The 14,593-nt window shown below is 59.9% G+C and carries 21 protein-coding genes and 1 pseudogene; 16 read left to right on the top strand and 6 right to left on the bottom strand.

Annotated elements, in window-relative coordinates; genetic code table 11:
- From AC13C8_RS10995 to AC13C8_RS10985, 3 genes are all read left to right on the top strand, one after another.
- The coding region (locus AC13C8_RS10995) for a type II toxin-antitoxin system PrlF family antitoxin (RefSeq protein ID WP_482847328.1) at nucleotides 1-183 on the top strand (183 nt) is incomplete at its 5' end.
- Nucleotides 180-698 (top strand): type II toxin-antitoxin system YhaV family toxin, encoded by a 519-nt coding sequence (locus tag AC13C8_RS10990; RefSeq protein ID WP_482847327.1) that lies wholly within the window; start codon nucleotides 180-182, stop codon nucleotides 696-698. The genes AC13C8_RS10995 and AC13C8_RS10990, both read left to right, overlap by 4 nt.
- Before the next feature lie 263 nt (nucleotides 699-961).
- The gene (locus AC13C8_RS10985) at nucleotides 962-1,909 is read left to right on the top strand and encodes a hypothetical protein (RefSeq protein ID WP_482847329.1); all 948 of its coding nucleotides are present in this window, start codon (nucleotides 962-964) and stop codon (nucleotides 1,907-1,909) included.
- Between the two features lie 140 nt (nucleotides 1,910-2,049).
- Here AC13C8_RS10985 and AC13C8_RS10980 read toward each other — a convergent pair whose 3' ends face one another.
- Genes AC13C8_RS10980 through AC13C8_RS10955 form a run of 6 tightly spaced genes read right to left on the bottom strand, consistent with a single transcriptional unit; the run spans nucleotide 2,050 to nucleotide 6,464 of the window.
- The gene (locus tag AC13C8_RS10980; protein ID WP_482847326.1) at nucleotides 2,050-2,613 is read right to left on the bottom strand and encodes a hypothetical protein; all 564 of its coding nucleotides are present in this window, start codon (nucleotides 2,611-2,613) and stop codon (nucleotides 2,050-2,052) included.
- A gap of 30 nt (nucleotides 2,614-2,643) precedes the next feature.
- The gene (locus AC13C8_RS10975; RefSeq protein ID WP_482847325.1) at nucleotides 2,644-3,177 is read right to left on the bottom strand and encodes a hypothetical protein; all 534 of its coding nucleotides are present in this window, start codon (nucleotides 3,175-3,177) and stop codon (nucleotides 2,644-2,646) included.
- Nucleotides 3,178-3,189: 12 nt separating this feature from the next.
- On the bottom strand, nucleotides 3,190-3,660 hold the full coding sequence (locus AC13C8_RS10970; RefSeq protein ID WP_482847324.1) for a hypothetical protein: 471 nt from the start codon (nucleotides 3,658-3,660) through the stop codon (nucleotides 3,190-3,192).
- 52 nt (nucleotides 3,661-3,712) lie between these two features.
- Nucleotides 3,713-4,678: a response regulator gene (locus AC13C8_RS10965; RefSeq protein ID WP_482847323.1), complete on the bottom strand. Its 966-nt coding sequence runs from the start codon at nucleotides 4,676-4,678 to the stop codon at nucleotides 3,713-3,715.
- Nucleotides 4,675-5,991 carry a sensor histidine kinase gene (locus AC13C8_RS10960; RefSeq protein ID WP_482847322.1) on the bottom strand — a complete coding sequence of 439 codons (1,317 nt, stop codon included), beginning with the start codon at nucleotides 5,989-5,991 and terminating at the stop codon, nucleotides 4,675-4,677. The genes AC13C8_RS10965 and AC13C8_RS10960 overlap by 4 nt, the downstream gene beginning before the upstream one ends.
- The gene (locus tag AC13C8_RS10955; RefSeq protein WP_482847321.1) at nucleotides 5,988-6,464 is read right to left on the bottom strand and encodes a putative pterin-binding protein; all 477 of its coding nucleotides are present in this window, start codon (nucleotides 6,462-6,464) and stop codon (nucleotides 5,988-5,990) included. Before AC13C8_RS10955 ends, AC13C8_RS10960 begins: the two co-directional genes overlap by 4 nt.
- 135 nt (nucleotides 6,465-6,599) lie before the next feature.
- Between AC13C8_RS10955 and AC13C8_RS10950 the strand changes: the two genes are divergently transcribed.
- The 13 genes and pseudogenes from AC13C8_RS10950 to AC13C8_RS10890 form a co-directional block, all read left to right on the top strand.
- Entirely contained in the window at nucleotides 6,600-7,076 is a 477-nt protein-coding gene (locus AC13C8_RS10950; RefSeq protein ID WP_482847320.1) for a hypothetical protein, read from the top strand.
- 1 nt (nucleotide 7,077) lies between these two features.
- Nucleotides 7,078-7,428 carry a hypothetical protein gene (locus AC13C8_RS10945; RefSeq protein ID WP_482847319.1) on the top strand — a complete coding sequence of 117 codons (351 nt, stop codon included), beginning with the start codon at nucleotides 7,078-7,080 and terminating at the stop codon, nucleotides 7,426-7,428.
- Nucleotides 7,428-8,837 (top strand): vWA domain-containing protein, encoded by a 1,410-nt coding sequence (locus AC13C8_RS10940; protein ID WP_482847318.1) that lies wholly within the window; start codon nucleotides 7,428-7,430, stop codon nucleotides 8,835-8,837. The genes AC13C8_RS10945 and AC13C8_RS10940 overlap by 1 nt, the downstream gene beginning before the upstream one ends.
- Nucleotides 8,834-9,289: a hypothetical protein gene (locus tag AC13C8_RS10935; RefSeq protein WP_482847317.1), complete on the top strand. Its 456-nt coding sequence runs from the start codon at nucleotides 8,834-8,836 to the stop codon at nucleotides 9,287-9,289. Before AC13C8_RS10940 ends, AC13C8_RS10935 begins: the two co-directional genes overlap by 4 nt.
- Nucleotides 9,289-9,840, top strand: coding sequence for a hypothetical protein (locus AC13C8_RS10930; RefSeq protein ID WP_482847316.1), 552 nt, complete (start codon nucleotides 9,289-9,291; stop codon nucleotides 9,838-9,840). Before AC13C8_RS10935 ends, AC13C8_RS10930 begins: the two co-directional genes overlap by 1 nt.
- A complete protein-coding gene (locus AC13C8_RS10925; RefSeq protein ID WP_482847315.1) occupies nucleotides 9,837-10,319 on the top strand; it encodes a hypothetical protein in 483 nt (160 codons plus the stop codon). The genes AC13C8_RS10930 and AC13C8_RS10925 overlap by 4 nt, the downstream gene beginning before the upstream one ends.
- Complete coding sequence (locus AC13C8_RS10920; protein WP_482847314.1) at nucleotides 10,316-10,843, top strand: hypothetical protein; 528 nt, start codon at nucleotides 10,316-10,318, stop codon at nucleotides 10,841-10,843. Before AC13C8_RS10925 ends, AC13C8_RS10920 begins: the two co-directional genes overlap by 4 nt.
- A complete protein-coding gene (locus AC13C8_RS10915) occupies nucleotides 10,840-11,328 on the top strand; it encodes a hypothetical protein (RefSeq protein ID WP_482847313.1) in 489 nt (162 codons plus the stop codon). The genes AC13C8_RS10920 and AC13C8_RS10915 overlap by 4 nt, the downstream gene beginning before the upstream one ends.
- A 29-nt stretch (nucleotides 11,329-11,357) precedes the next feature.
- Nucleotides 11,358-11,870, top strand: coding sequence for a hypothetical protein (locus AC13C8_RS10910; protein WP_482847312.1), 513 nt, complete (start codon nucleotides 11,358-11,360; stop codon nucleotides 11,868-11,870).
- A 277-nt stretch (nucleotides 11,871-12,147) separates the two neighbouring features.
- Nucleotides 12,148-12,339, top strand: a pseudogene (locus tag AC13C8_RS10905) (DUF6927 domain-containing protein); the annotation flags it as partial.
- Between the two features lie 104 nt (nucleotides 12,340-12,443).
- The gene (locus tag AC13C8_RS10900) at nucleotides 12,444-12,743 is read left to right on the top strand and encodes a type II toxin-antitoxin system RelB/DinJ family antitoxin (RefSeq protein WP_044353023.1); all 300 of its coding nucleotides are present in this window, start codon (nucleotides 12,444-12,446) and stop codon (nucleotides 12,741-12,743) included.
- Nucleotides 12,730-13,005, top strand: a complete 276-nt coding sequence (locus AC13C8_RS10895) for a type II toxin-antitoxin system RelE/ParE family toxin (RefSeq protein WP_071974127.1) — start codon at nucleotides 12,730-12,732, stop codon at nucleotides 13,003-13,005. The genes AC13C8_RS10900 and AC13C8_RS10895 overlap by 14 nt, the downstream gene beginning before the upstream one ends.
- Nucleotides 13,006-13,111: 106 nt before the next feature.
- Nucleotides 13,112-14,593, top strand: a 1,482-nt coding sequence (locus tag AC13C8_RS10890) for a strawberry notch-like NTP hydrolase domain-containing protein (RefSeq protein ID WP_482847311.1), incomplete at its 3' end; no start/stop codon positions are given.

The following is a 14,593-nucleotide window of genomic DNA, read 5'->3' as shown; positions in this document are numbered from 1 at the left end:
CCCGTGCGCAGCGACGAGGAAGATCCCGTGCTCGGAGCCTTTCTCGATTTTGTCGAGGCCGATATCAAGGCGCATCCGGACCGCATTCGGGCGTTCGATGGGGCTTTGCATGACCGTCTTGCAGCACTGGTCGGAGACGTTAACGTCGATCTCGATGCGCCGCTATCGCTCGAGGATGAATGAGCGGCGATAGCGTGCCCGCCCAAGCGCCCCTTGTCGTAAACGGATGGTCGATTTATGCGCATCCGCTCTTTATGGACCAGCTCGAAGGGCTGACCCTGGAGGTCGAGGCGCGTAAGGCACGTGATCCCAAGACCTGGCAGAAGAAGAACTGCGCGAAGCGGCTGGCCGCCATCTTCAAGCTGGTCACTGAGGCCATACCGGCAGATCCCGGTGCCGCCGCCTTCCGGCAAGGCGGCACACTCGGCGATCACCGCAAGCACTGGTTCCGGGCGAAATTCTTCCAGCAGTATCGGTTGTTCTACCGGTTCAACAGCGATGCGAAGATCATCGTGGTGGCCTGGGTGAACGACGACAAGACCCTGCGCGCCTACGGCAGCAAGACGGATGCTTATGCGACGTTCAAAGGGATGCTGGAAGATGGCAATCCACCTGACGATTTCGACGCGCTCTTGAAAGAAGCTGCGGCGGAGGACAAGCGGTTCGAGACGTCCCTTGACGCGGTGCCTGACCGGTAAACGGCCAGTAGAAGGCTAGCCGTGAACCGTGCAGCATTTCCGGTTACGACGCTACGCTCCGAGATTTCGCAACGGCTTCTTAGCAACAAAGGCTTTCAGGACCATATCTGCGGTAGAACTCCTGCATATCTCCGATAACCCCGTCAAACGAAGGGGGCGGGCTTTCGTTTTTCCATGCCAAACTGGGCGCGGAATACTGACTACAGAAACATGAATGAGGACTGATAATGTGGGATTTTTCGTTTCGCCGCAGCTTGGGGTTGATGGTGCAGACATTACCCTTTGTGATTTTGCGTATGGCGGTCTACTTCGGAGCAGCGCTGGCCTATGTTCTTGTAACCGGAACTGGCGCAGGATTAGGTTGGGGCATTGGCGCACTTGGCGATGACGGATTTCGGACCTCGGCGACATTTTATGGAGGCGTGACTGGCTTCGCAGTCGTGTCGATCGTTATGTACTGGTTACGCGAATACATTCTATATATCGTAAAGGCTGGCCATATCGCCGTCATGGTTGAACTGATCGATAACCGAGCGATGCCCGAAGGCCGTAGCCAGATCGGGCATGCGCAAGCAATGGTGCGTGAAAGGTTCAGCGAGGCAAGCGTGCTTTTTGCCATCGACCAACTGGTCAAGGGCGTGCTGCGCGCGATTACTGGCCTGATCCGCGGTGTCTTTACCCTTCTGCCGATCCCTGGGGTGAGGCAGCTTGTCACGATCCTTCACGCCTTCCTGAATGTTGCGGTGGGCTTCATTGACGAAGTCATACTCGCCCACGGAATGCGCACCCGCGCTACCGATCCTTGGGGGTCGGCACGCATTGCACTTGTCCTGTATGCGCAGAATTACCGTCCGATGCTCAAGAATGCAGCCTGGATAACTTTGTTTGTTTACGGGCTGACGGCAATTCTCTTCTTTGTGATGCTGGCCCCCGCAGCGCTCATCAGCAACCTCTATCCCGGCGGCATGTCAGGAATAGGCATTGTGGTTGCCTTCATTCTGGCATGGTCCGTGAAACAGGCCCTAATCGAACCACTCGCCGTAGCATGCCTGTTGCAGGCTTATTTCCGCAAGGTCGAAGGTCAAAGCCCAGATCCGCAATGGGATGCCAGACTGGATCAAATGTCGCAGAAGTTCCGCGAGTTGAAGGCAAAGGCACTGCCTGAAAGCAAAAATGCACCCGAGAGCGAAGGGGCGGTGCGAAGCACCTGAAAGACGTCACCATGGCAATACGGTTTATTGTGCCGGCGGTCATGTTGCATGGTCAGCCAGTCACCCAAGACTGGACCACCGGGTTTTCCATGAAAGGCAACCATTTCACCTACGAAACAGCCGGACCATAATACGGATGATCACCCGGACAGGCGCATCCATACTGTGCGGCGTGCTTCGACCGGTATGCCCTGAACGAATGAATCGATCTGCATGATCCCGTAAAGGGTCGCCCAGTCTACCGCCATCATCCGGTAGGTAAACTCCATCGTCACGCCGTCGATCACAGCGGTTGATGTGCCGATCAACCTTGGCAACTCCAGTTGGGAACACCCTGCGGCCAAAGCCACATCCTCGGGAGAGAGGAGCGGCTCGGGGATCTCGGGGTTGTCGATTTCCACGACCCAGCGCGGCTCTTCTGCCGGCCGCAGGACAAGCGGTTCCTGCGCCTCGGGGTGGGTGGCCTGCAATGTGTCGCCGAGCTGAAAGATCGTGATCGTCTCGACCTCGCCATCACCTGGAAACGGCAGGACCATGCTACCCATCAGGACGTAGCCTGCCTGATGTTCGATCAGCCAGTCACCGGTGAAGACTTCTTGAATTTGCGCCCAGTCACCTGCACCTGACGTACCGCAGAGCGGCGGCTCTTCCGCAAGTGCCGGAGCAGCCATTACAATGCCAAAAACCCACAATATATTTTTCATGTCGTCCTCCTTGTGCAACTTTTCGGACCGTCATTCTTCGACAAAAAACGGTGTGTCGAACGTGCCCTCGATCGGGCGGCAGTTGTCAGGGTCGACCTCTGCCCCGAGGCCATCGGCAAAGCAGAGAACACCCCGGAAACTGCCAGCGGCATGACCCTTGTCGCCCTCTACCGACAACGTCGTGAAAGTCACTTCCAGCGGCTCCGGCGCGCCCTCGGACATCCAGAATTGCATGTTTCCATCGGGGGCAAAGCTCATGCTGGTCGAAATAGGTGCCGTTTCCGGTCCGGGGGCATGCGACATGAAATCGGCGTTAATGACGAAATTGCCGTCTTCCGTCAGCAGGCTCAGGGCGGAAATATTGTTGAGGGTCAGAAACAAATTGGCCGTCGGCGATACCAGATCACCATCGGTCACAATGACAGTTGAACGCTCGAAGGTTTCGTCGGCAAAGGTGGCCGTGATCGTGCCGATTTCCTCGACCTCCCACGCATGGGCCGGAAGGGCGAGCAATGGCAAGACGAATGCAAGAAGCGACAGGGTCCGTGACGGGAATGATTTCATGATGTATTATCCTTAGTTGCAATTCGGTGTCGTCAGCTGGAATGCGCCGGCATCGGATACTTGCGCCTGGCCTTGCGCGATCAAGGCCTCGCCAATCATACGAAAGTCATCATCAGCCAATCCCAGACCGTCGAGAATCTCGTTGATGTTCGACCGGTCGACGACACATCCGGCAGCCTCGATCGCCGCGACAGCACGCTCTGACTGGGTACCTGCGGTCGCAGTGCATGCTGGCGTCGTCAGGCGGAATACCCCCATTTGGGACACATCGGCGAGGCCTTCGGCGACAAGCTCTTCGCCGATCACGCGGAAAGCCTCGTCGCTTAGCCCGAGGCCGTCGAGAACCGCATTGATGTTCGTGTCGTCGATTGTGCAACCGGCAGCCTCGATCACCGCGACAGTCCGCTCTTTCGGGGTTTCGGCATGTGCTGCGGTTGTAGCGGATGCGATGCAGGCTACGAACAGAAGGGATGTTTTGGCCATATTCGATGTCTCCTTTCAGTCTGGTCGGTATCTGGAAAGCGGTGTTGCAGTCTTACGGGTCGGTCCACACCATCGGCATTGACCGGACAAGCCCCAGCAAATCGGCCTGACGGCGGATCCCTGTCTTGTCAAAAATGTTTCTTAGGTGGAACGCGACGGTGGTGGACGATACATCAAGCCGGTCGGCCACCTGATCGCGCCGCAGCCCTTCTGCGATCAGACGTGCAACGCAGGCTTCGGTCGGGGTGAGATCGAACAACTGGCGCAACGTCTCGGCATCAAGCGTCTGCTGACGTTCGGGGTCAGAGATGGTGAGCATAGCTGCGATGCCGTCCTTTCCCGCCGCCTGTCCAAGGGGCCGCCCCAGCACCATAAGGCGGCGGCCCCCCGTTTCGAGCAGGAGCGCCGCCTCGGCCACCTGGCCAGACGCCACCTGTTTGGCCAGTGTCACAAGTTTGCGGCCATCCTCGCCCTCGCCGCCCATGCGGGGGCCGAGATCAATCTTGGCCTGTCGTGCCAGGTCTTGCGCGGCGCGATTGGCATGGCGCACGCTGCCATCCTCTCCAAGCAGGACCACGCCGACCGCGAGCCGATCCAACACCACCGTACTTGGCGCATCGCGTCTAGCCGACCGCAATCGCGCCACCTGGTCGAGCCGCGCAGCGACCATGGCGCGCAGAAGATCGTAATCAATGGGCTTTGTGAGGTAATCGTCCGCACCGGCGCGGTGCCCCTCGATCATCTGTTCGCGCGAGGACAGCGCGGTCAGGAAAACGAAGGGAATGTCATCGAAATTGGGCCGCGTGGCCCGCAAATGCGCGAGCAGGGCGTGGCCGTCCATTCCGGGCATGACGATGTCGCACAGGATAAGGTCAGGGCGCCGGCTGTCGAGCTGATCCAGAGCTTCCTGCGCGTCACCCACCGCAATCACCCGATAGCTGGCCTCGCGTAGTTCAGCAGCGATGTCATCGCGCAACGAAGGTTCGTCCTCAATGCACAGGATCAGTGGGGCGGTCATGTCACCACCTTGCCCGGCAGGCTCAACCGCGCGATCAGCCCGCCGCCCTCACGCGGTTTGAGGGTCAGATCGCCGCCCTGAAGGCGTGCAAGATGGCGCGCCAGCGGCAGACCGAGTCCCGAACCCGGCAGATCGCGATGTCGCGCCCCACGCGCGAAATTATCGAAAGCGCAAGCCAGTTCTTCAGGTGTCATACCAGACCCTTGGTCACAGACGTCGCACATGGCCATATCGCCGCTGTATAGCGGTCTCACATCAATCTCGCTGTCGGGCGGGGAATACAGCAAGGCGTTGCCCAGCAGGTTTGCCATGATCTCGCTTGTCAGGACAGGATCGCAGATTGCAGTAACCGGACGGTTGCCAGTGCGAAGCGTCACACGGCGACCCGCCTGCAAATCCTCGATTGCGGTGGCGGCAATTCTATCAAGATCGTGACTATCCAGTTCGGGCGCAACCGCACCTCTATCGACCCGCGCCATCAGAAGTGCGGTGTCGGTCAGTCGAATAAGGCGCGCCACCGCCTTGCGCGACACGTCTGCCTTGGCGCGGATCACCTCGGGTGTGGGCGGTTTGCCAGATCGCGTCAGCCGGTGCATCGCGCTGTCGATGACCGCAAGCGGCGTCCGTACTTGGTGTGCGATCAGGTCGGCGAACCGCCGATAGCCCTCTGATGCTGCACGCTCGCGATTCAGGTCCCGTTGCAGCCGCTCGGCGCGGAGCCGGTCTACCCGAGCCCGCATCAGACGTCTTTCGCGGTCGACAAGCAAAACGGCGAGTGCGGCGCCTGAAATCAGAGCCCCCATAATGGCAGCCAGCGCCAAAAGGTGCAGTTTACGCAACCGATCAAGGCGCTCCGATTGCAGTTGCCACTCCCGCGACATGACCTGGCTGGCTTTCTGGCGCAGTGCCGTCGACAGCGCTGTGACATGCGCCTTCAGCGCTGCCGGGTCGCCACCATCGGCCGGATCGAGCCTGAGCAATCCGTCCCGCCAACCCATCAGCCCCTCTGCAAGTCCAGCCTCGCTGAGGAAGCGCCATTGGGGGCCGTCGCGCAGGAGATTCAAGCGTGACACCAGAAGATCATAACGCAGCAGCACCTCGGACGAGCTCGCATCGCTTGACAGGGCCGCGGAGAGAGACAGCGCCTCGATCTGGGTCTGACCGAAGATCCATGTCATATTTTGGGTTGCCGAAATCTGCATTTGCCGTTCGATGCGGATGATGTTGGCTGCTGCAACAACCAGCAGCCCCAGACATACTACAATCAACGCACCCAAGCCGGCATAGCGCCAGTGTGCGCCCAATCGGTTCATTGCACATGCAGCGCGCTGAGTTGCCAGACCCAGCGCATGTCATAGCGGATATCGGCCAGCACGCTGTGATCGTCGCGGGGGTACACAATCCAGACAGGCCCTTTGTCGCGCGGTGTGAGTGCAATGCCGTCCATGTAAAGCGCCGCGATGACGTCGAACTCGTGGAAATCATCCATCGGAATGTCGATCACATAGTCGTTGAGTGCGCGGGCCGTCACGGTGTCGCCACTGGCCTGCGCACGATCAAGGATATCGCGCATCAACACGCCACGGAACACCGGCTGGCCATCGGTCACAGTCGTTGAAGTCGCGATCTCGTGCCACTCGAGCTCGTCCAGGTCTGCCTGTGTCAGCTCCACCTGTCCGCCGGTGACTGCACCGGTCAATGTCAAAAGCACTTCTTCGGCAGCCGCTCCGGACGCGCTCAGCGCCAACATAACTGTTCCAAACAGCAGGCGTTTCATGACTGTCATCGGCAACTATCCGTAAAGACTTCTAAAAACGGGCTTAGGATAACACGCAAAATCGCATCGTGCCCACTCCAAACGAACGGGGCGAGATTCTCCAGACAGGTTTACGAAGTAGGCCCACCAGACGGGGGATACGAAGTGCGAATCACACCACGTTTCATGGATGCCTTGTGGCTGGCTTTGGGGCTCATGGCAGGTAGCGCGGCAGCGCAGGACCAGGCAGGGTTTGTTACCGGAAGTTTGGGGGACACGCCGCTTGAACTAACCGTGTCGCCTGACTTTTCGGACGCAACCATTGTCGGAACCTATGTCGATACCTCCCTTCTTGCCACGCAGGTCGACGGAGCCGAGGGGCCGGTAACGCTGATCCTCACTTTCAACGGAGACCTGTCTGATCTTGCGGAAGTGACAGTCGAAATTGCCTTTGCACGCGAGATGGGCCGTAACTGGTTAGGCGATAAAAGCGGCCTTTCGCTGAAGCTTGACAAGTTTGATGCAGCCGATGGCGTGATCGCCGTCGCGGGCACCGTTACCGGCGAGGTCACCGGCGGCCCAGATCAGGAAACTCTGCCGGTAACGGTCAGCTTCAACGCCCGAATGAAGGAGACGGACTGATATGTGTCGCCTCATCCTTGCCCTTATATTTTTGACCACCCCACTTGGCGCAACCCCGGTTGATGGTGTCTATGACGGGTTCGACTGCACCGCGCCCGTCAGCGACCAGCGCGTAACGATCCAAGGTGATCGACTGATCTACTTTGAGTCAAGCTGCCGCCTGACCGATCCACAGACTGTCGAAGGTTGGGAAGGCGCGACGCTTTATTGGGCCAACTGCCGTGGCGAAGGACAGGATTGGCGTGAACGGACTCTGTTAATGACTCGAATGGGCGGCGATCTCATCGTTATTGGCGACGGGTGGGCCGAGCGCTATGCGCCCTGCCTCAACCAACAACAGGGGGCCGATTGATGCGCACCATGATTTTTGCAACACTTCTGTGTGGTGCAACACCGCTTATGTCGGATACCGCAACAGTGGTTGTCTTCGACGCCTCCGGCTCGATGTGGAACCGTCTCCAAGGCGATCTCAGCCGCATAGAAGTGGCCCGCGATGTCATGGGCAACTATTTCGTCGATCGTAACCCTGATGCACCTTACGCGATCGTGGCTTACGGTCATAATCGCCGCGGTGATTGCAGCGATATCGAGGTGGTCACACCAATGGGCCAGCATACCGGTGCCGGACAGGCCAACCGGATCGTGGGGCTTATCCCACAGGGGATGACTCCCCTCACCGACGCGTTGCGGGTCGCCCGCGACCAGATCCCGCCAACCGCCGAGTCCGCGGACATCGTGCTCATCACCGACGGGCTGGAGAATTGCGGCGGCGATCCTTGTGCACTGGCAGCGCAGTTCGCTGCCGAAGGCATCGACCTGCGCGCGCATGTCGTAGGTTTTGGAATGGCACCGGGCGAGGTGGGGGCGCTGGCCTGTCTGCCTGACCAGACGGGCGGGCTTCTACTGGAAGCTGCGACCGGGGCGGAACTGACGGCTGCCCTTGCGCAGGTGACACCCGCTGAACCCGTTGCCAACACGGTGGTTATGTCACTTTTCGCCGTCTCCGCCGAGACGTCCGCGCCGCTGGGTGCCGCCGACTGGCGGATCACCGATGCCAATGGCCAGCTTGTCGCGGAAGGTGAAGGACGTGATCCTTTCGACATTGCCCTGCCGCCAGGAGAATATAGCATTGCCGCCACCGCACCGGGCTATACTGGCGAAGTGCCGTTGACTGTGCGTGCTGACATTGTTCAGCGCGTCGCTGTGCCGCTGATCGAAGATCGTCCCGAGGCGTCGCTTGATGCACTCAAGACCGCACCGGCAGGCGGCACGCTGGATGTGGACTGGACCGGACCGGATGCCGATGGTGACCGCATCACCCTCGCACGGCAAGGAGCGGCAGCGGGCGATATTCTGGCGGTGACGCTGACCCGACGCGGCACCCCGGCCACACTGCGCCTTCCTGACGAAACCGGCACGTTCGAGCTGCGCTACGAGCAATATGAACCGCAGCGCATCCTTGTCACGCGCCAGATCTCGTTGACCGCAACCGAGGCCAGCATCACAGCGCCCGTCGCCGTTCAGCTTGACGAGAGGTTCGAAATCGACTGGACCGGTCCCGCTGGACCACAGGACGAGATCGTTCTGGCCGAGATTGGATCGCCCGATGATGCGCGCATCACGGCGACGCAGACCCGATGGGGATCTCCGGCGAAGTTGAAGGCGCCCGACGTGGCTGGAACTTATGAGTTGCGCTACCGCGTTGGTGCCTCGGGCCGCATCCTCGCGCGCAGCCAATTCACCATAGGAGGCACTGAATGACCCGCATCGTCCCGTTCCTGACAGCCGTCGGCCTGCTGGCAGCCTGCCTGCCGACCGATCAGGCCTCCTTTGACGAACCTTCCGCCAGGTTCGTCAGTTTTGCCCCTGTCAAACAGGATCGCAGCGGTTCCTGCATCGTCGGCTTTACGGTCACCTACCCGGAAGGCATATCGCCCCACAAACGCCGCATTACGATCGAGGAACCTGCCCTTGGTGCTTCGACCAGCTATGATCTGCCAATCCCCGCGCTTGGTCCTTCGGGCGCATTCACGCAGCAAGATGGCATGGTGACCTTTGCCGGGTTGGGCAATGCCACCGTGATCGACTGTGATCCCGAGCTGACCCGGCGCACCCTGTCCGTCGGTGCCTGTACCGAAGGCCAATGCGCACCTGCGCGTTTCGTGCCGGATGCGTCCTTGGCATCGCTGGGACTTGAAGGGAGGGTCCAGTGATGATCCGCGTCATACTATCAGCCTTGTTGATCGCGCTGACCAATCCGGCGCTGGCCCAGCAAAACACTGCTATTCAAAATGAGATCTGTTCGGAGACACCCCGCGGTTCGGATCGGCTCGACCTGCGGCGGATCGGTCCGATGCTGGAAGGCAGCTGGGCTGAGATATCAAAGGGTATCGGAATGACGATGGGCGTTCACAGGAATGAAGTCGAGATTGTCTATGACCGCATGCGCAACCGGCTTTACCTTAGCAGTGACGGGATGCAGACCGAACTGGTGCCGGTGCGGGGTGGCAACAGGGAACTGCGTTACGATTTCACTGCGCAGAGAGCTATGCCACGAGAGATGTTCGCGATCGAACCGGAGCTGACCGAATGGGCATATGTGCTGGGTTGTGACATCGACCTTGCTCCGCAGTTTTCCTGGCAAGTCGGTAGCGGCACACGGCGCGCGGATGGCATCATCAGCTTCTTGTCGGAAATGGACGCTATCGGAACAAAATGGAACTCAGGGAGGGGCGCCCGTGAAGTAAGCCTGACAAAGAGATGAGCAGCATGAAACCGATCCTTGCCCTTGGTCTTTCATTGATGGCGGCTCCGACATTCGCCCTCGACTCCATCGGCACAGTCACCGCACGGCTTGAAGGGGCGGACCTGTCATGGCAGGTTCTGACCACGGACGACGGCGCAGCGATGGTGCAGGTGAACAATATCGGCCCGCTGACCATGATAGATACGCATGCAATGGGCGATGGTGATGTCTATATCGGTCTCATCTTTCAGGGTGAACCCGCAATAGATGTAACGCCTGTCGGCATCACCATCGACATCAGTCCCGAAAGCGCCGCAGGCCCCGTCTGGAAAAGCGAAAGCGCAACTGTCACGCCAAAGCTGTCGATCGAAATGCTGAGCCTCGACGGCGCGGGCAGGATGGAGGCGGGCTTTGAAGCGATGCTGTGCCGCAGCGATGCCCCGGCGACCTGCGAAACGGTGACTGGCCGGATAGAGACCGATCTGGGACTGCCATGAATCTGTCCTCGCTGCTGGCCGATCCCCTGCGCGTGGTGGAACAGAGTGACTCGGTGCTCGAAATCGAGAACCGCCCGACACGCCGTGCAACCATCACCTTGGGCGGTATCCTGCTTGCGGTTGCGATGGCCCTTGCCGCGATGGCCGACGGGGCCATCGGAACCGGTGTCTTGGTTTTGGCCGTGACCGGGTTTATTGGTTGGATGATCCTTCACGAGACTGTTCAACTTACGCAACTCCGCCTTGAGCGGCCCACCGATCAGGCTCGCCTGCGCGTGACCGGCCTCAAGGGCCGCCAAGAACAGAACCTCCGGTTGTCGAACGTGCACCGGGCAGAAACACGCATCCGCTATGGCAAGCAGACAAACCAGGAAACCATTGAACTCTACCTTGTCGGCTCTAAAGGTGACGGCATCAGCGAAACCTTGATCCCGTTGGGCCGGGCGGACACCGAAGACGTCATCCGCATGGCCAAGCTCATCACCGACTGGCTTGACGGCGTACAACGCGGAGGCCAGCCATGATGGCCCGAACCAATACTCCCGACCGCTTCGAGGTCGAACTGGCGATCCCGCGCTTCATCCTGTGGTTCATGATGGCCCCTGTTGTTCCGGTCACCCTCTTCGGATTGGTGAACCTGCTGGGCGGCGAGGTCCTGACTGGCCTGATCCTCCTTTTGGGCCTCAACGGGGCCTTCTACCTTGGCTATGTCGCGTTGTCCGAGCGTACCGTCCTTGTACTCGACAAACAGAAAGGGCTGGTCGCGATCCGCCGCGAGTCGCGGTTTCGCGCGCGTTCCGACAACTATCCGCTGGAGGCGCTGGACAGTGCGGAGCTTGACCGCAGCAATACCTCTGCGGAAAGCCGCACCACCTCTAAGGTGATGCTGGTCTTTCGGAACAGCCGCCCGGCGACCCGGATTCCGCTGTCGGGTTGGGGTGTCTCCGGTGACGGGCCGGGCAGGATCGCCGACGAAATCAATGACTGGCTACGCCACCAACAAATCTGATTTTTCAATGAAACATCTGGAGACCCGGCATGACCTTTAGACCCCACCTCGTCCTGGCAACCTGTCTGGCCACTACCCTTGCCACAGCCAACTATGCGCAAAGCTTGGGAACGGTGACACTGATCGTCGCAGACCAAGAGCGGACAATTCCGGTCTGGGCTGAACAGAGCGACTGGAGCGGTAGTGAAAGCTGGCCATCCATCAATATTTACGCACGCGACTTCAGTGACAACGGCGAAGAGCCCGCGTTGATAAGCCTGAGCTTCGAGGCTTCCGGTTGGCAGCCAAGCGTGCCCGAGATGGACATGGTTCTTTACGAGAACCGAAAATCCGTCGGAACGCTTTTTGCCCGCGAGGAGGAGGAGCGCGGCGGATTGACCGTTATCGTCGATAGCCATGCCTTCGATGGAACATCACTAAGCCTGACCGGCAGCTTTGAAGCCATGCTTGGCCCCTCGGACAACTATGGGAACGATATCGACCTATCACAGGGCGTTTCGGTGACAGGCACCTTCGACGTCGTGCTGGAGACGCTGGAATAACTCTACACCTCAAGAGCAGCCCCGTTCAGAAATGGGCATGGCTAGAAGCGCATTTCGATTGCCAACGAGAAACGCCAATGCCATGCGCCGCGCGATTTATCCTGATTGCTTAAAATTGATCTGCTTAATCAGATAAAAGTGCTTTCTCCTGTCCGGTGGATTCTGTTCAAGCTCGGTAGGTTTTGCCTTGGTCACTTCACCAATAGGAAAAGAAAAAGCCTGCTTTGAGAAAAGTGTTTCAACTTTTCAAAGGAGGCCCCCATGACCATAGCATCACAGTACATGCCAGATCGTCACCGCGACGCACTACAGGCGGGGCCGGCAGAAACGCCGCTGCTACCGCATCGAGGAAACCGGTGGGCTCATACGCCTGTCGAAGGCCTCGCTTGCGGGCTCGGAGCTGCTCAGCTCCGCGAAAGTCGCGGCCAGTCCTGTGCTGGCGGAGTATCTCGCGGGGCAGGGTGGCTGAGTTTCCCGCTGAGACAACACCACGGGACCACGCGCACACATACTGCCGACTTGAATTCGTATCTCAAATGAGATACACTACTCCCATCAACTGGAGGACCATCCATGCCTGCCCAAACATCCATGCTTCATGTCCGTGTTGACGATCAGCTGAAAGCACAGGCTTCGGACGCACTTGCGGGCGTCGGTCTGACGCTCTCCGACGCGGTGCGTATTCTTCTGACCCGCGTGGCCGCAGAAGGCGGCTTGCCTGCCGGATTGACCGCTGATCCGGATGCCTATGACGCCTGGTTCAGGGCGAAGGTACAGGAAGCGCTGGACGATCCAAGGCCCACAACGCCCCATGCCAAGGCGATGCAAGATGCCCAGGCATTGATTGACGGGAAGCGCCTTGCCAAATCTTGAATGGAAAGCCACGGCCATAGCCGACTTGCTGGCAATCATTGACTACATCTCTGACGACAACCCGGATGCCGCCCAAGTTCTCAAAGACGAGATTGAACACAAGACGTCCCTCCTTCCAGAACGCCCTCAGATGTACCGCGCGGGCCGTGTGGACGGGACTAGGGAGATGGTTGTTCGGCCGAACTACATCGTGGTTTATGCTGAAAGCCCTGAGATGGTGACCATTTTGCGCGTTCTTCATGCTGCGCAGCAGTGGCCATGATCGGGGTGCCGGCCCCCCGCTAAGAAATTGCCCGCTCTACGCCTTCAAAGTGTAGAGCGGGCTTTTTGTCCTTTGGAACTCAGACCCTGATCCAAAGGAAACCCCCATGTCCAAGCCCCGCTCAACGCCTCCCAATCCTGTTGAATCCGATGCAAACCTAGCCTCTGCCTTCGCGCAGATCGGCGCGGAGATCGTCCACCAACCCCTGCGCAGCTCAGCGCTGGCGCGTATCATGCGCGAGACGTTTCATGGCAGCGATGCCGGCGGTGCCTGGGACTGGCGCATGGCCTATGACCTGATGCAGGCCGCTGCCATCCAGGTGCTGCTGCGTGGGGAAGGTGCTTCAGGTGACATCGCCGCTGCAAAGCTGCTTGCCTCACGGCTCCTGACGGAAACGCGCCGGTCAGAGCAGCAGATCCGGCTGCAGCAGTTTTCCACGCCGCTGCCATTTGCGGCGCTGGTCTTGCGGGCCACGGCGATCCGCAAGGGCGAGACCGTTCTGGAGCCCTCGGCGGGCACCGGTGCACTGGCCGCTTTCGCCGCCCGGGCTGGTGCAACGCTTTTGCTCAACGAGATCGACCCCTTTCGCCAGCGCCTCCTGCGCGCGGTTTTCGGCGGCGAGGTGACGGGCTATGACGGCGAGCATATCGACGATCTGCTGCAGTCGCCGCTTCTACCCGACGTCGTGGTGATGAACCCGCCCTTCGCCTCCTCGGTCGACCGATCCCGCGACAAGCACATCGCCGCCAAACATCTCATCGCGGCTGCAAAGCGTCTCGCGCCCGGTGGGCGGCTGGTGGCGATCATGCCGCCGGGGTTCACGCCCGAACGCGATGCCGCGCATTGGTCCCGCGCCTGCGGTCTCCTGACGCCGCGATTGGCGCTGACGATGCCGGGGCAGGTCTATCGCAAGCTCGGCACCTCTGTCGAGACCCAGCTCATGGTCTTCGACAAGGTGCAGGAGGACGGCGAGATGATCCGCGTCCCTGTGCGGGATCTGGATGAAGCCTTGGCATATGTCGATGCTGTGGCCTCAACCCGGACGGAGATGCGCCCTGCCCAAAGGGTGGCGTCGATGCCGCACGCGCGGCCGACCGTTCAATCTTCTGCCCCGCGCAAGACCGCCGTTGCGCCTATCGCCGCCTCCAAACTCAGAGCGAATGCCATCCGCCCGCTCAGCTTCACAAGTTTCGAGGCCCCGCGCAACAACACGCCCATCTCGGACATCTATGCGCGCTACCGTCCGCAACGGATCGAGATTGCGGGTGCGCAGGAACATCCCACGCCGCTCGTTGAAAGCATCGCCATGGCCTCGGTTGTCCCGCCCATGCCCTCAAATTCGGGCCGTGATGACTTGCGCCTGCCCGCACGGTTGGTCGAGGAGGGAGATCTCTCCGAGGCGCAGCTCGAGACCATCATCATGGCGCATGATGCCCATGGGCGTGATCTGCCCGGGCGGTTTACGATCGATGACGACCAGACCAAACTGACGCGCGCAGATGATGACCCGGACGCACGTGCCTATCGCCTCGGGTATTTCCTCGGCGACGGCACCGGCTGCGGCAAGGGGCGCGAATGCGCCGGGCTC

The sequence above is a fragment of the Aliiroseovarius sp. B-4 genome, from assembly GCF_056857795.1.
This window is presented reverse-complemented; position numbering and strand designations above follow the sequence as displayed.

Excerpts from the sequence above, each read along its gene's own strand:
- AC13C8_RS10975 (WP_482847325.1), bottom strand. The coding sequence starts at position 3,177 with ATGAAATCATTCCCGTCACGGACCCTGTCGCTTCTTGCATTCGTCTTG.
- AC13C8_RS10915 (WP_482847313.1), top strand. The coding sequence starts at position 10,840 with ATGATGGCCCGAACCAATACTCCCGACCGCTTCGAGGTCGAACTGGCG.
- AC13C8_RS10910 (WP_482847312.1), top strand. The coding sequence starts at position 11,358 with ATGACCTTTAGACCCCACCTCGTCCTGGCAACCTGTCTGGCCACTACC.
- AC13C8_RS10955 (WP_482847321.1), bottom strand. The coding sequence starts at position 6,464 with ATGACAGTCATGAAACGCCTGCTGTTTGGAACAGTTATGTTGGCGCTG.
- AC13C8_RS10940 (WP_482847318.1), top strand. The coding sequence starts at position 7,428 with ATGCGCACCATGATTTTTGCAACACTTCTGTGTGGTGCAACACCGCTT.
- AC13C8_RS10920 (WP_482847314.1), top strand. The coding sequence starts at position 10,316 with ATGAATCTGTCCTCGCTGCTGGCCGATCCCCTGCGCGTGGTGGAACAG.
- AC13C8_RS10930 (WP_482847316.1), top strand. The coding sequence starts at position 9,289 with ATGATCCGCGTCATACTATCAGCCTTGTTGATCGCGCTGACCAATCCG.
- AC13C8_RS10990 (WP_482847327.1), top strand. The coding sequence starts at position 180 with ATGAGCGGCGATAGCGTGCCCGCCCAAGCGCCCCTTGTCGTAAACGGA.
- AC13C8_RS10925 (WP_482847315.1), top strand. The coding sequence starts at position 9,837 with ATGAGCAGCATGAAACCGATCCTTGCCCTTGGTCTTTCATTGATGGCG.
- AC13C8_RS10900 (WP_044353023.1), top strand. The coding sequence starts at position 12,444 with ATGCCTGCCCAAACATCCATGCTTCATGTCCGTGTTGACGATCAGCTG.
- AC13C8_RS10970 (WP_482847324.1), bottom strand. The coding sequence starts at position 3,660 with ATGGCCAAAACATCCCTTCTGTTCGTAGCCTGCATCGCATCCGCTACA.
- AC13C8_RS10985 (WP_482847329.1), top strand. The coding sequence starts at position 962 with ATGGTGCAGACATTACCCTTTGTGATTTTGCGTATGGCGGTCTACTTC.
- AC13C8_RS10945 (WP_482847319.1), top strand. The coding sequence starts at position 7,078 with ATGTGTCGCCTCATCCTTGCCCTTATATTTTTGACCACCCCACTTGGC.
- AC13C8_RS10965 (WP_482847323.1), bottom strand. The coding sequence starts at position 4,678 with ATGACCGCCCCACTGATCCTGTGCATTGAGGACGAACCTTCGTTGCGC.
- AC13C8_RS10935 (WP_482847317.1), top strand. The coding sequence starts at position 8,834 with ATGACCCGCATCGTCCCGTTCCTGACAGCCGTCGGCCTGCTGGCAGCC.
- AC13C8_RS10980 (WP_482847326.1), bottom strand. The coding sequence starts at position 2,613 with ATGAAAAATATATTGTGGGTTTTTGGCATTGTAATGGCTGCTCCGGCA.
- AC13C8_RS10960 (WP_482847322.1), bottom strand. The coding sequence starts at position 5,991 with ATGAACCGATTGGGCGCACACTGGCGCTATGCCGGCTTGGGTGCGTTG.